Genomic DNA, 12,723 nt, shown 5'->3' on the forward strand with positions numbered 1-12,723 from the left:
GTGAGCACACCCATCATCGAGTTTTCCAAAGTCAACAAGTGGTATGGCAACTTCCATGTGCTGCGCGACATCGACCTGTCGGTCGCACGCGGTGAGCGCATCGTGGTCTGCGGGCCTTCGGGTTCGGGCAAGTCCACCCTGATCCGCTGCATCAACCGCCTCGAAGAACACCAGGCCGGGCACCTCACGGTGGACGGTGTGGAGCTGACCGACGACGTGAAGTCCATCGAATCGGCCCGCCGCCAAGTCGGCATGGTGTTCCAGCAGTTCAACCTGTTCCCGCACCTCACGGTGCTGGAAAACCTGACGCTGGCCCCCATGTGGGTGGGCAAAGTGCCCAAGGCCGAAGCCGAAGAACGCGCCATGCAGCAGCTCAAGCGCGTGCGCATTGCCGAGCAAGCGCAAAAGTACCCGCTGCAACTGTCGGGCGGTCAGCAGCAGCGCGTGGCGATTGCCCGCGCGCTGTGCCTCACCCCCAAGATCATGTTGTTTGACGAGCCCACCTCCGCGCTGGACCCCGAGATGGTGGGCGAAGTGCTCAACGTGATGGTGGAGATGGCCGACCAGGGCATCACCATGATTTGCGTGACCCACGAAATGGGCTTTGCCCGCCAGGTGGCCGACCGCGTGATCTTCATGGACCAGGGCCAGATCGTCGAGCAAAACACCGCTGCCGCGTTCTTTGACAACCCGCAAAACGAACGCACGCAAGACTTTCTGTCCAAAATTCTGGCGCATTGAACCTCTTGACCGCGCCAGGCTTTGTCATCGCCCACGAAAGCTGTGGCGATGGCGCGCCACGGCCCTTTGGCAACAGCTACTGGCTGTGGACGGGCCGCGTGCTGGCGGGTGAGCATCCGGGTCTTTTGGGCGTGGACGCCCTGCCTGAACGCTTGGCCGCTTTGGCCAACGCAGGCATCACCCACTTCATCGACCTGACCTCTGCACACGACCCAGTGCCGCCCTACCAACCACTGGCAGGCAGGCATGGGTCGGCGCAACGCATCAACCACCCCATCACCGACTTCGGTGTGCCCAGCGTGCCGGGCATGCAGTCCATTTTGCGAGACATGCAAACAGCCTTGGACCAAGGCGGCAAGGTTTACCTGCACTGCCGCGCAGGCATTGGCCGCACCGGCACGGTGGCGGCCACCTGGCTGGTGGCGCAAGGCCTGCCACCCGAGCAAGCGCTTGGGTTGTTGGCGCAAAAGTGGCGCACGGTCGACAAACACGCGCAAGAACCGCACAGCCCTGAAACCGAAGCACAGCGCGAGTTCGTGCGTCGTTGGCCTGCGCCGGACGCCTGATCAGTCAGAATTTGACCGTTGACCGGATTGGCTCAGGGGGGGCGAGCGGAGGGACAGTGAATACAGCTCGCCTTTCTTTACTTACTTTCTTGGGTCCAAAGAAAGTGAGAGCGCTGCCAGGCGCAATATCCAGCCAACGCCCTCAAAAAGAATCCAACAATCAATCGGGATCTGACCCCAATTAAAAGATCAGTGCTGCAAGATTTTGTTCAAGAAGTCCTTGGTCCGTGGCTGACGGTTCTCTGGGTGGTTGAAGAACTCGTCTTTCGAGCAGTCTTCCAGGATGCGTCCGCCCACATCAATGAAGATCACGCGGTTGGCCACTTTGCGGGCAAAGCCCATTTCGTGGGTCACCACCATCATGGTCATGCCCTCGTTGGCCAGTTGCACCATCACGTCCAGCACCTCGCCCACCATCTCGGGGTCGAGTGCTGAGGTCGGTTCGTCAAACAGCATCACGATCGGGTCCATCGACAGCGCACGGGCAATCGCCACACGCTGCTGCTGACCGCCCGACAGCTGGCCCGGAAACTTGTCCTTGTGCGCCAGCAAGCCCACACGGTCGAGCATTTTGAGGCCCCGCTCTTTGGCCTCCGCTTCAGAGCGGCCCAGGACCTTGATCTGCGCAATCGTCAGGTTCTCGGTCACCGACAGGTGCGGGAACAGCTCAAAACTCTGAAACACCATGCCCACGCGTGAACGCAGCTTGGGCAAATCGGTGCCCGCATCCATCAGCGACACGCCATCCACATGGATGCTGCCTTGCTGCACGGGCTCCAGACCGTTAACGGTTTTGATGAGGGTGGACTTGCCCGAGCCCGAGGGGCCGCAGACCACCACCACATCGCCCTTGTTGATGCTCACCGAGCAGTCGTTGAGCACCTGCACCGGGCCATACCACTTCGACACATTTTTGATTTCAATCATTTTTCAATCCCCAATTCAACGCACGATAGCGATCTTGGCCTGCAGGCGCTTGACGCTCCAGGACAGTGCAAAACAAATCACAAAATAAACCAGCGCCGCAAAGATGTAGGCCTCTTCGGTGCGGCCATAAATCTTGCCCGCGTTGGTGAAGCCTTTGAGCAAGTCATAGGCACCGATGGCATACACCAGCGACGTGTCCTGAAACAAGATGATGGTCTGCGTCAGCAGCACCGGCAGCATGTTGCGAAACGCCTGCGGCAAGATCACCAAGCGCATGTTCTGGCCATAGGTCATGCCCAGGGCCTGCCCGGCAAACACCTGCCCACGAGGAATGGACTGGATACCGGCGCGCATGATCTCGCTGAAATAAGCCGCCTCAAACGCCACAAAGGTGATGATGGCCGACCACTCGGCCCCGATAGGCCGACCGATCACAAAGGGCATCAGCAGGTAAAACCACAGGATCACCATGACCAGCGGCACCGAACGCATGCCGTTGACGTAGAACGTGGCAGGCACGGTCAGCAGTTTGCTGCCCGACAAGCGCATCAGTGCCAGCAAGGTGCCAAACAACACCCCACCAAGGGTGGCGATCACCGTCAGCTGAACACTGAACAGCAGACCGCCAAAGACGAACTTGCGCAGCACTTCCAGATCGAAATAAGAAAAATCGAGTCCCAACATGTCAGTGCCCTCCCGTTCCGCCAGAGACAATGAAGCCGGGCACGCGCATTTTCTTTTCAATCAGCGCAAACACACGGTTCACCGCAAAGGCCGACAGCGCATACAACGCCGTCACCGCCAGGTACACCTCAATGCCGCGCGAGGTTTCTTCCTGCGCCTGCATGGCGAACATGGTCAGCTCTGCAATCGACACGGCAAAAGCCACCGACGAATTTTTCAGCAGGTTCATCGACTCGCTGGTCAATGGCGGCAAGATGATGCGAAACGCCATCGGCAAGATCACATAACGGTAAGACTGCGCCGTGGTGAAGCCCATGGCCATGGCCGCATAGCGCTGACCTTTGGGCAGTGCCTGAATGCCTGCGCGGAACTGCTCGGCAATCCGGGCCGACGTGAAAAACCCCAAGCCGAACACCACCAGCAGAAAGCCGGGCACTTGTTGAAAAGCCGGAAATATCTTGGGCACCACGAAGTACCAAAGAAAAATCTGCACCAACAGCGGAATATTGCGAAACAACTCCACCCAGGCGTTGGCCAAAGCCGACACAACGGGGCGTCCGGGCAATGTGCGCAAAGTGCCCACCACAGCGCCCACGACCACCGCCACCACCCACGAGCTGCCAGCCACCGCCAGCGTCCAGCGCCATGCGTCCAGCATCCATTCCAGATACGTTCGGCCACTGCCGTCATCGGTCAAAAAGACCTGCCAATCCCATGTCATCTTGTCACCTCATCCAACCGGCGATGCGATCGCCCAAAAAGAAACCCCGCCCAAGTTATCCCCGGCGGGGTTTGCACAGCGCCTAGAGAAATTACTTCTTGGCGTAGTCTTCAGCAGGCTTGTCGTTGGGGTTGGCCCAAGCGGCTTTGGTGCTCTCGCTCAAAGCCAGACCGACCTTGACGTTCTTGGGTGGAATGGGTTGCAGGAACCACTTGTCCCACAGCTTGGCCATGTCTCCACTCTTGACCAGATCACGCACGGTGTCGTCGGCGAGCTTCTTGAAGGCTGGATCGTCCTTGCGGATCATGATGGCGATCGGCTCCACAGACAGCACCTCACCCACGATTTTGAAGTCGGCTGGGTTCTTGGCGTTGGCAATGTTGCCCGCCAGGATGGAGCCATCCATCACGAACGCATCTGCGCGGCCCGAGTCCAACAGCAAGAAGCTGTCAGCGTGGTCCTTGCCAAAGACTTCCTTGAAGTCAATGCCGTTTGCGCGCTCATGCTTGCGCAGCAATTGCACAGAAGTGGTGCCCGTGGTGGTGGCCACGTTGCGGTCCTTCAGTTGGGCAATGGAGGTGATGCCCGAGTTGGCTTTCACGGCAATGCGCACTTCTTCCACGTAGGTGGTGTTCACGAACGCCACATCCTTTTGACGGGCTGTGTTGTTGGTGGTGGAGCCACACTCAATGTCCACCGTGCCGTTTTGCACCAATGGAATGCGGTTTTGTGACGTGACGGACTGAAACTTCACTTCGACTTTCTTGCCCACCGCTTTTTCGAGATTGCCAATGATGCGTTGGCAAATTTCGTAATGGAAACCAGCGTACTTGCCGTCACCCAGGGTGTAGGACAAGGCGCCCGATGAATCGCGCACACCCATGGTGACCACGCCCGAATTTTTGACTTTGGCAATGGTGTCGGCCTGCGCAGCAACACAAGCCAAGGCGGCAATGGCAACAGCCAGCAATTGTTTTTTCATTGATTTCTCCAGAAAATATCGCTCAAAGCGAAAAGTTCAACCGCTGCAATCTTGCAGCCGTTGTGCACCAGAATGGTAAGGCCTGCGCCCCTGCTTTTCGGTGTCAGCACAAAATGTGCCTGTTTCTCAACAAGCCGTCACTATAGTCAGTTTAATGTCAGCGTTTCATCAGGGTGTTCCCGAGGCCTCATGCTTAAAACGCATAACCCTATGAACACCCCTCAAACAAGGACAGGCTTTGTGATGGCCCCCAGATAGGTCCAAAGATCGAGCGCGCTGCGCTTGGGGGTCTGACGATTGCCCGGCTTTTCACGGTAAGCGCGAACCTCCATGGTCAATGACAGCGGCGATTCACCGGGCAGGCAAACCTCTACCAGCGCACCCACCTGAAGCTCTTTTCTGACGGCGCTTTGGGGCAAAAAGGCCATGCCATGCCCTTCCATCGCCATGACTTTCAGCCCTTCCGCCATGTCAGTCTCATACACCCGCTCCAGGTGAATCGGGGTTTTGGACTGCTTGAGGATCCAGTCGGTGATGCCGCCCAAATAAGCCCCCGGGGCATAGCCCAAATAAGGCAAGGGCCTGGCTGCAGTGCCTGGCAGGCTGACCACCGCGCGGCCATCCGGGCCTGCTTTGGCATAAGGTGCCAGCACTTCCTGACCCAGCACCACCATTTCGTAGCGCTCGGCATCGAGTTGCAAGGGCTGAGAAGGGTGGTGGTACGCGATCAGCACATCGCAACCGCCTTCGACCAGGCGCATGGCTGCATCGTGCACGTTCAAGGCAATCAAGCGGCTTTTGATCGGACCAAAGCCATCTCGCAAACCGGCAATCCACGACGGGAAGAACGTGAATGCCAGGGTGTGCGGCACCGCAAACTCGATGAAGTCCTGCCCGGCCGAGTTGTGCCCACGCAGCATGGCCCGGGTGTTCTGCAAAGACTGCAACAACTCCAGCGCCTGGGCGTACAAGGTCTCACCGGCAGGGGTGAGTTTGGTCGGGTAAGAGCTTCGGTCCACCAGATCGGCACCGGCCCAAGCCTCCAGCGACTGGATGCGCCGGGAAAACGCCGGCTGCGTCACGTGCCGCAATTGCGCCGAGCGGCTGAAACTGCGGGTTTCAGCCAGGCTCACAAAATCTTCAAGCCATTTGGTTTCCATGCTGAATTATGGCGTCACACAAAGCAGCGCTGCAGGTCGGGGCTCAAGCTACCAACCTGCCCAGCCATCAATCGGCCGACTGCTGCAACGCCCACATGCTGGCGTAGCGCCCGTTTTGGGCCAGCAGTGCCGCATGGTTGCCGCGCTCGATGATGTGCCCGGCGTCCATCACCAGAATTTCATGCGCATCGACCACGGTGGACAAGCGGTGCGCAATCACCAGAGTGGTCTTGTTTTGCGCCACGCTGGCCAACTCGGCCTGGATGGCGCGCTCGTTGGCCGAGTCGAGCGCCGAAGTGGCTTCGTCAAACACCAAAATCGGGGGGTCTTTGAGCAAGGTGCGGGCAATGGCCACGCGCTGCTTTTCTCCACCCGAGAGCTTCAGGCCCCGCTCGCCCACCGAGGTTTGGTAGCCCTTGGGCGTGGACGCGATGAAATCGTGGATGCGCGCAGCGCGCGCAGCGCCTTCGATCTCGGCCTGGCTGGCACCAGGGCGGCCATAGGCAATGTTGTAGGCCACGCTGTCGTTGAACAGCACCGTGTCTTGCGGCACGATGCCCAAGGCGCGGCGCACGCTCGATTGCGTGACCTGCCGGATGTCTTGCCCCGCGATGCGAATGAAGCCTTGCTGCACGTCGTAAAAGCGGAACATCAAGCGCGCCAGCGTGGACTTGCCCGAACCCGAGGGGCCGACCACCGCCACCGTTTTGCCAGCCGGAATGGTGAAGCTGATGTCTTGAAGGATCGGGCGGTCGGGCTCATAGGCAAAAGACACGCGGTCAAACACCACATCGGGCGCGCCTTGCAAGGCCAGCGCCTGGGCACCCGGCGCATCGGCCACTTCGCGCTCGCGGTCCATCAGCACGAACATCTTGTCCAGGTCGGTCAGGCTTTGCTTGATCTCCCGGTAAAGCACGCCCAAAAAGTTGAGCGGAATGTACAGCTGGATCATGAAAGCATTGATCATGACCAGATCGCCCAGCGTCATGCGCCCGGCGACCACGCCTTCGGTGGCACGCCAGAGCATGGCCACCAGAGCCGCAGCGATGATGAGTTGCTGCCCGGTGTTGAGCACCGACAAAGTGGTTTGCGCCTTGAGCCGCGCCACACGCAGGCGCTCCAGGCTTTCATCGTATCGCCCGGCTTCAAACACCTCGTTGCCAAAGTACTTGACGGTTTCGTAGTTCAGCAGCGAGTCAATCGCCCGCGTGTGCGCCGCCGAATCGAACTCGTTGGCCTGCTTGCGAAACTGCGTGCGCCACTCGGTGATGCGCACCGTGAAGAAAATGTACAAAGCCAGCGCCAGCAGCGTGATCCCGGCAAACCAGGCGTCGAACTTGACCGCCAGAATGGTGAGCACCAGACCCACCTCGATCAGCGTCGGAATGATGCTGTACAGCGAATACGAGATCAGCGACTCAATGCCGCGCACACCGCGCTCGATGTCGCGCGTCATGCCGCCGGTCTGACGTGCCAAATGAAAGCGCAGGCTTAAAGCGTGCAGGTGCTCGAAGGTTTGCAAGGCAATGCTGCGCGAAGCGCCTTGCGTGGCTTTGGCAAACACCAGCTCGCGCAACTCGGTGAAGGCCGAGGTCAGCAAGCGCAAAGCGCCATAGCCCACCAACAGCGCCACCGGCACCACCAGCACCGTTTGCGGGTCGCCGGGCTTGAGGCTCATGGCGTCTACCAACTCCTTGAGCAGCAAGGGCACGCTGACGTTGGCCAGCTTGGCACCCACCATCAGGCTCAGGGCGATGACCACGCGCCACTTGTATTGCCAAAGGTAAGGCAGCAAGCGTGACAAGGTTTGCCAGTCGCCTCCTGCGGGGGCTGGGGTGGCCAGGCCAGAAGGTTTTCCGGATGGGGAGGCAGGGGCAGCGGTTTCGCCGTGGTGGCGCATAAGAGACAATCCAGTTTTTAGTTCACCCGATTGTGCCCATGTCTGAAACCACCCGCCCCCACACCGTGGCTTTGCCCACAGACCAGGAATTGGTGCTCAAGGTCATTCCCATGCCCGCAGACTGCAATGCCAGCGGCGATATTTTTGGCGGCTGGGTCATGGCGCAGGTCGACTTGGCCGGTGCCGTCTTGCCCGCGCGGCGCGTGCGCGGCCGCATGGTGACGGTGGCTGTGAACGAATTCATCTTCAAACAAGCGGTCAAAGTGGGCGACATCTTGTCGTTCTTCTCACGCATCGTGCGCGTGGGCCGCACCTCGGTCACGGTGAAAGTGGAGGTCTTTGCAGAGCGCTTTCAGTTGCAAGGCCAATACATCAAGGTGACCGAAGCCAACCTGACGTATGTGGCGGTGGACGACCAGGGCAAACCCAGATTGGTGCCCGCCGAATAATGCATGGGGTCTGACCGCAAGCGCAGGTCGTCAGAGGCGATCAGGAAACGATGTAAGCCGCAGCGCCGGTGGACATCAAGGTGCCATCGGGACCACAAAACTCCATGCGCGATGAGCCCACCCGAGAGCCTACGCGCAGCGCATTGGCGGTGATGGTGAAGTGCTCGCCAATGCCCGGGCGCAAATAGTCCACACGCAAATCGATGGTGCCCAACTTGGCAAAGCGCTCCAGGCGTTTGGCAGGCGTTTCGTCCATGTGTTTGGCCGCCAGCGCCGCCATCACGGCTGCACTGCCGATGGCGTCCAGCACCGCACTGATCACACCGCCGTGGATGCGGTTGTAGGCGAAATGCCCCACCAGTTCGGGGCGCATGTCGATGCGGGCCTCCACGCCTTCTGGCGTGACCTTGACCAGCTTCAGGCCCAGCGTCTTGTTGAAGACGATTTTTTCTTCGTAAATTTGACGAAAACCCTCGATGTATTCAGCTTCAAGAACAACAGGGGTGTGGGTGCGGTGAGGCATGGAAAGAAGTCAAAGAGGAATCAAAACGTCGGGCCCGAAGGCCCGACACAGCAGTTGAGTCCAGTTTACAGCTTGGAAAAGTCCGGTTTGCGCTTTTCCATGAAGGCACCAAAAGCCTCTTTGGCAGCGGGTTCACGCAGCATGCGGCCAAAGCTTTTGCCCTCTTCGTCCATCTTTTGCAGCACCTCTTGCTGGTAGCCACCTTTCATCAAGCGCTTGGTCTCGATCAGCGACGACAGCGGTTTGCCCGCCAGCTTGCGCGCTTGCGCTTGCGCGTAACCATTGACTTCGGTCGGCGGCACCACGCGGTTGACCAAGCCGACTTCTTGCGCGGCTTCGGCAAAGAAGGGGTCGCCCATCAGCAAGGCTTCGGCAGCGCGGTGGTAGCCGAACATGCGTGGTGCCAACAGGCTCGACGCGGCTTCGGGGCACAGGCCCAAGTTCACAAAAGGCATGGAAAACGCGGCGTTGTCACCGGCATACACCAGATCACAATGGAACAGCATGGTGGTGCCAATGCCCACAGCGGGGCCAGCGACGGCGGCCAGCAAGGGTTTTTCAAAGGTGGCGATGCCGCGCAGGAAACGGAACACCGGCGACTCTTGCGTGCTGGGCGGCTGGTTAAGAAAGTCGCCAATGTCGTTGCCCGCACTGAAGATGCTTTCGTGCCCCTGAAACAACACCACGCGCACGCTGGCGTCAGCGGCAGCCTGCGCCACTGCATCGGCCATGGCCGCGTACATGGTGGAGGTGATGGAGTTTTTCTTGTCCAGGCGGTTGAAGGTGATGGTCATCACCCCCGCGTCGATGTGGGTCAGGATGTCAGACATGGTGGCCTCGTCTCAAAAATGAAAAGGCCGCCCCGAAGGGCGGCTGCGGTGAAAGAAAACAAGATCAGGGGGCCTTGACCCACAACTGGTTGCGCCAGAAGGGGCCCAGAAAACCGCGCACCTGCAGTTTCGCGCCGCCCTCGACGGGCGTCAGTCGCACACGGTACAGCTTGCCCTCTTCCGGGTCGAGGATTTCACCCCCCTCCCAGTAATCGTTGCCCGAAGACTTCTTCACCCCCCGGATGATTTCCATGCCAAGGATGGTCTGGTCCTTGCGGTCATCGGCGCATTTATCGCACTTGGCAGCGGGGTCTGCGCCTTTGCGCAAAATCTGGCTGACCTTACCGCGCAGCACGCCGCCCGCATCCTCGATGGTGACCACGCTTTTGGTCTCACCGGTTTTGTCGTCGATGGTGTGCCAGCGGCCTACGGGGCTGCTGGCTTGGGTACTCAAGGCCAGGCAGCTGGTCAAGACCAAGATGGTCATGCGAATGGTTTTTTTCATGGTGAAATTCCTTGTTGCGCAGGTCAGGCCAAAGCAGCATCGGTGTCCATCAGCACATCGCTGCCCGCACGGATGCGGCGCATCAGGCTCGATGTCTCGGGCATCAGGCGGGTGAAGTAAAACCGCGCCGTCTGCAGCTTGGCCTGGTAGAACGGATCGGGGCGCTGGGCTTCTTCTTCAGCCTCGGCCAGTTTCTGGAGAGCAATCTGCGCCGAGCGTGCCCAGAAGTAACCCAGCACCAGGTGGCCCACCACGCGCAGGTAGTCCACCGCCGCAGCGCCCACCTCATCAGCGTTGCTCATGGCCTTCATGCCCACTTCGCCCGTGAGCTGCGTGAGCTTTTGGCCCAGATCGGCCAGCGGCTTGATGAACTCGCCCATGGCTTCGTTCGCCATTTCGGCTTTCACCAGTTTTTCGACCTGCTTGCCGAATTTTTGCAGCGATGCGCCCTGGTTGCCCAGCACCTTGCGGCCCAACAGGTCCAGCGACTGGATGGTGTTGGTGCCTTCATAAATCATGTTGATGCGGGCATCGCGCACAAATTGCTCCATGCCCCACTCCTTGATGTAGCCATGACCGCCAAACACCTGCTGGCAAGCCGAGGTGGCTTCCCAGGCGTTGTCTGTGGTGAAGGCCTTGACGATGGGCGTGAGCAAAGCCACCAGTTCGGCCGCTTCGGCTCGCACCGCTTCGTCGGGGTGGTTCACCTCTTTGTCGAGCAGCAAGGCGCAATAGCAAGCCAGCGCACGGCCGCCTTCGGCATAGGCCTTGGCCGTCATCAGCATGCGGCGCACATCGGGGTGCACGATGATCGGATCGGCGGGTTTCCCGGGTGCTTTCACACCCGTGAGCGAGCGCATCTGCACGCGGTCTTTGGCATAAGCCAGCGCGTTTTGGTAGGCCACCTCGGTCAGGCCCAGCGACTGGTTGCCCACACCCAGGCGGGCGGCGTTCATCATCACGAACATCGCCGCCAAGCCCTTGTTGGGCTGGCCCACCAAGGTGCCCACGGCCTCGTCAAGCACCATCTGACAAGTGGCGTTGCCGTGGATGCCCATCTTGTGTTCCAGGCCGCCGCAGTAGATGCCGTTGCGCTCACCAATGCTGCCATTGGCCGCCACATTGAACTTGGGCACCAGGAACAGGCTGATGCCTTTGCTGCCGGGGGGCGCGTCGGGCAAGCGGGCCAGCACCAGGTGCACGATGTTGGCGGCCAGATCGTGCTCGCCCGCGCTGATGAATATCTTTTGACCGGTGATGCGGTAAGTGCCATCGCCTTGCGGCTCGGCCTTGGTGCGCAGCAGGCCCAGGTCGGTGCCGCAATGGGGCTCGGTCAGGCACATGGTGCCGGTCCACTCGCCGCTGGTGAGCTTGGGCAGGAACAAGGCTTTTTGCTCAGGCGTGCCGTGCGCATGCAGGGCTTCATAAGCGCCGTGCGACAAGCCGGGGTACATGGTCCAGGCCTGGTTGGCCGAGTTGAGCATTTCATAAAAGCACTGGTTCACCACAAACGGCAGGCCTTGCCCACCGAACTCGGGGTCGCAGCTCAGCGAGGGCCAGCCGCCGGCCACAAATTGCGCATAGGCACCCTTGAAGCCATCTGGTGCGGTCACAGCGTGCGTGTCGCGGTTCAGTGTGCAGCCTTGGGTGTCACCTGAAATATTGATCGGGAACACCACTTCGGCAGCAAATTTTCCGCCTTCTTCGAGCACCGCATTGATGGTGTCTTCATCGGTCTCGGCATGCTTGGGAAGCGCCTTGAATTCATCGCTCACGTGAAGCAACTCATGCAAAACAAACTGCATGTCGCGAAGAGGTGGGTTGTAAACGGGCATGGCAATTCCTTGAGAAAGTAGGTGAAGTCTTGAAAAAAGAAAAATCAGTCCGCGGTGCTTTTGCGGCGTGCTGCAGCGGGTTTGGGCACAGAGACCAACTTGGCAGACTTGCTCGCCGTGCGCGTCTCCACGCCAGTCGGCGTGACCGCATACCGCGCCAGAATGTGAGAAAAGCCCTGGCGTGCACGCTCAGTGGCCCCGGGGTTGCGCAAGAACCGCGCTTCATAGTGCAACGCCAGAATCAGGCCATGGATTTCAAAAGCAATCTGGTGGGCATCTGATACGCGGCTGAGCTGGCCTTCTTCCTGAGCCAGTTCGACAGCGCGGCGCAAAGCGGTCTGCCAACTTGCCACGGACGACGCCAGCGCATCTCGCACGGGACCGGTGCGGTCATCGAACTCGACCGCACCACTGATGTAAATGCAACCCGAATCGATTTCAGCCGAGGTCTGCACCATCCAGTTGTCAAACATGGCCTGCAATCGGGGCACACCACGGGGTTTTTGCATGGCTGCATAAAACACCTCGGCCTCGAAGCGGTCGTGGTACTCCCGGATCACGGAAATCTGCAGTTCCTCTCGGGAGCCAAAGTGGGCAAACACACCCGACTTGCTCATGCCTGTGACTTCGGCCAGCGCCCCGATGGACAAGCCCTCCAAACCAATCTGAGAAGCCAGGCCCAATGCGGCCTCGATGATCACGGCCTTGGTTTGCTGGCCCTTGATCAAGACGCGACGCCCCGCCTCGGGCACGGGCAGAGTTTCAACTTTGGAAGTAGGTTTGCGGTCGGTCATGGCAGATCAAAATAGAACGGTCGTTCTATTTTGCACCAAAACCGGCGAGGATCAAGAGAACCCTGCACGCATCAGGGTAAATCGGGAGAAAGACATCGGGGCTGAA

At 59.6% G+C, this 12,723-nt stretch carries 14 protein-coding genes; 3 read left to right on the top strand and 11 right to left on the bottom strand.

Going from position 1 to position 12,723, the window contains the following annotated elements; all coding sequences use genetic code 11:
* Positions 1-741, top strand: coding sequence for an amino acid ABC transporter ATP-binding protein (locus tag B9Z33_RS01050; RefSeq protein WP_108285191.1), 741 nt, complete (start codon positions 1-3; stop codon positions 739-741).
* Positions 742-746: 5 nt separating this feature from the next.
* Positions 747-1,307 (top strand): dual specificity protein phosphatase family protein, encoded by a 561-nt coding sequence (locus B9Z33_RS01055; RefSeq protein WP_158270155.1) that lies wholly within the window; start codon positions 747-749, stop codon positions 1,305-1,307.
* Between the two features lie 189 nt (positions 1,308-1,496).
* On the opposite strand, the gene B9Z33_RS01060 is transcribed toward B9Z33_RS01055, so the two are convergent.
* The 6 genes from B9Z33_RS01060 to B9Z33_RS01085 all read right to left on the bottom strand — a co-directional run bounded on the left by B9Z33_RS01060 (position 1,497) and on the right by B9Z33_RS01085 (position 7,681).
* Positions 1,497-2,234, bottom strand: coding sequence for an amino acid ABC transporter ATP-binding protein (locus B9Z33_RS01060; RefSeq protein WP_108285193.1), 738 nt, complete (start codon positions 2,232-2,234; stop codon positions 1,497-1,499).
* Between the two features lie 15 nt (positions 2,235-2,249).
* Positions 2,250-2,918 carry an amino acid ABC transporter permease gene (locus B9Z33_RS01065; protein WP_108285194.1) on the bottom strand — a complete coding sequence of 223 codons (669 nt, stop codon included), beginning with the start codon at positions 2,916-2,918 and terminating at the stop codon, positions 2,250-2,252.
* Between the two features lies 1 nt (position 2,919).
* The gene (locus B9Z33_RS01070) at positions 2,920-3,639 is read right to left on the bottom strand and encodes an amino acid ABC transporter permease (RefSeq protein WP_108285195.1); all 720 of its coding nucleotides are present in this window, start codon (positions 3,637-3,639) and stop codon (positions 2,920-2,922) included.
* A 91-nt stretch (positions 3,640-3,730) separates the two neighbouring features.
* Positions 3,731-4,621, bottom strand: a complete 891-nt coding sequence (locus tag B9Z33_RS01075) for a transporter substrate-binding domain-containing protein (RefSeq protein WP_108285196.1) — start codon at positions 4,619-4,621, stop codon at positions 3,731-3,733.
* A gap of 221 nt (positions 4,622-4,842) precedes the next feature.
* A complete protein-coding gene (locus B9Z33_RS01080) occupies positions 4,843-5,781 on the bottom strand; it encodes a LysR family transcriptional regulator (RefSeq protein WP_108285197.1) in 939 nt (312 codons plus the stop codon).
* A 67-nt stretch (positions 5,782-5,848) separates the two neighbouring features.
* Positions 5,849-7,681 carry an ABC transporter ATP-binding protein/permease gene (locus B9Z33_RS01085; RefSeq protein WP_108285198.1) on the bottom strand — a complete coding sequence of 611 codons (1,833 nt, stop codon included), beginning with the start codon at positions 7,679-7,681 and terminating at the stop codon, positions 5,849-5,851.
* A 38-nt stretch (positions 7,682-7,719) separates the two neighbouring features.
* On the opposite strand from B9Z33_RS01085, the gene B9Z33_RS01090 reads away from it, so the two are divergent.
* Positions 7,720-8,130 carry an acyl-CoA thioesterase gene (locus tag B9Z33_RS01090; protein WP_108285199.1) on the top strand — a complete coding sequence of 137 codons (411 nt, stop codon included), beginning with the start codon at positions 7,720-7,722 and terminating at the stop codon, positions 8,128-8,130.
* Positions 8,131-8,170: 40 nt separating this feature from the next.
* Here B9Z33_RS01090 and B9Z33_RS01095 read toward each other — a convergent pair whose 3' ends face one another.
* From B9Z33_RS01095 to B9Z33_RS01115, 5 genes are all read right to left on the bottom strand, one after another.
* Positions 8,171-8,653, bottom strand: coding sequence for a thioesterase family protein (locus tag B9Z33_RS01095; protein ID WP_108285200.1), 483 nt, complete (start codon positions 8,651-8,653; stop codon positions 8,171-8,173).
* A gap of 65 nt (positions 8,654-8,718) precedes the next feature.
* Positions 8,719-9,483 (bottom strand): enoyl-CoA hydratase, encoded by a 765-nt coding sequence (locus B9Z33_RS01100; RefSeq protein WP_108285201.1) that lies wholly within the window; start codon positions 9,481-9,483, stop codon positions 8,719-8,721.
* Positions 9,484-9,547: 64 nt separating this feature from the next.
* Positions 9,548-9,988: a DUF2147 domain-containing protein gene (locus B9Z33_RS01105; protein WP_108285202.1), complete on the bottom strand. Its 441-nt coding sequence runs from the start codon at positions 9,986-9,988 to the stop codon at positions 9,548-9,550.
* Positions 9,989-10,011: 23 nt separating this feature from the next.
* Positions 10,012-11,823, bottom strand: coding sequence for an acyl-CoA dehydrogenase C-terminal domain-containing protein (locus tag B9Z33_RS01110; RefSeq protein WP_108285203.1), 1,812 nt, complete (start codon positions 11,821-11,823; stop codon positions 10,012-10,014).
* Between the two features lie 44 nt (positions 11,824-11,867).
* A complete protein-coding gene (locus tag B9Z33_RS01115) occupies positions 11,868-12,617 on the bottom strand; it encodes a TetR/AcrR family transcriptional regulator (RefSeq protein ID WP_233252687.1) in 750 nt (249 codons plus the stop codon).
* Positions 12,618-12,723 lie beyond the last annotated feature (106 nt).

Source organism: Limnohabitans sp. T6-20, assembly GCF_003063505.1.
Taxonomy (GTDB): domain Bacteria; phylum Pseudomonadota; class Gammaproteobacteria; order Burkholderiales; family Burkholderiaceae_C; genus Limnohabitans_A.

Coding starts and splice junctions, on each gene's coding strand:
- B9Z33_RS01060 (WP_108285193.1), bottom strand. CDS start 2,234: ATGATTGAAATCAAAAATGTGTCGAAGTGGTATGGCCCGGTGCAGGTG.
- B9Z33_RS01065 (WP_108285194.1), bottom strand. CDS start 2,918: ATGTTGGGACTCGATTTTTCTTATTTCGATCTGGAAGTGCTGCGCAAG.
- B9Z33_RS01070 (WP_108285195.1), bottom strand. CDS start 3,639: ATGACATGGGATTGGCAGGTCTTTTTGACCGATGACGGCAGTGGCCGA.
- B9Z33_RS01075 (WP_108285196.1), bottom strand. CDS start 4,621: ATGAAAAAACAATTGCTGGCTGTTGCCATTGCCGCCTTGGCTTGTGTT.
- B9Z33_RS01080 (WP_108285197.1), bottom strand. CDS start 5,781: ATGGAAACCAAATGGCTTGAAGATTTTGTGAGCCTGGCTGAAACCCGC.
- B9Z33_RS01085 (WP_108285198.1), bottom strand. CDS start 7,681: ATGCGCCACCACGGCGAAACCGCTGCCCCTGCCTCCCCATCCGGAAAA.
- B9Z33_RS01090 (WP_108285199.1), top strand. CDS start 7,720: ATGTCTGAAACCACCCGCCCCCACACCGTGGCTTTGCCCACAGACCAG.
- B9Z33_RS01095 (WP_108285200.1), bottom strand. CDS start 8,653: ATGCCTCACCGCACCCACACCCCTGTTGTTCTTGAAGCTGAATACATC.
- B9Z33_RS01100 (WP_108285201.1), bottom strand. CDS start 9,483: ATGTCTGACATCCTGACCCACATCGACGCGGGGGTGATGACCATCACC.
- B9Z33_RS01105 (WP_108285202.1), bottom strand. CDS start 9,988: ATGAAAAAAACCATTCGCATGACCATCTTGGTCTTGACCAGCTGCCTG.
- B9Z33_RS01110 (WP_108285203.1), bottom strand. CDS start 11,823: ATGCCCGTTTACAACCCACCTCTTCGCGACATGCAGTTTGTTTTGCAT.
- B9Z33_RS01115 (WP_233252687.1), bottom strand. CDS start 12,617: ATGACCGACCGCAAACCTACTTCCAAAGTTGAAACTCTGCCCGTGCCC.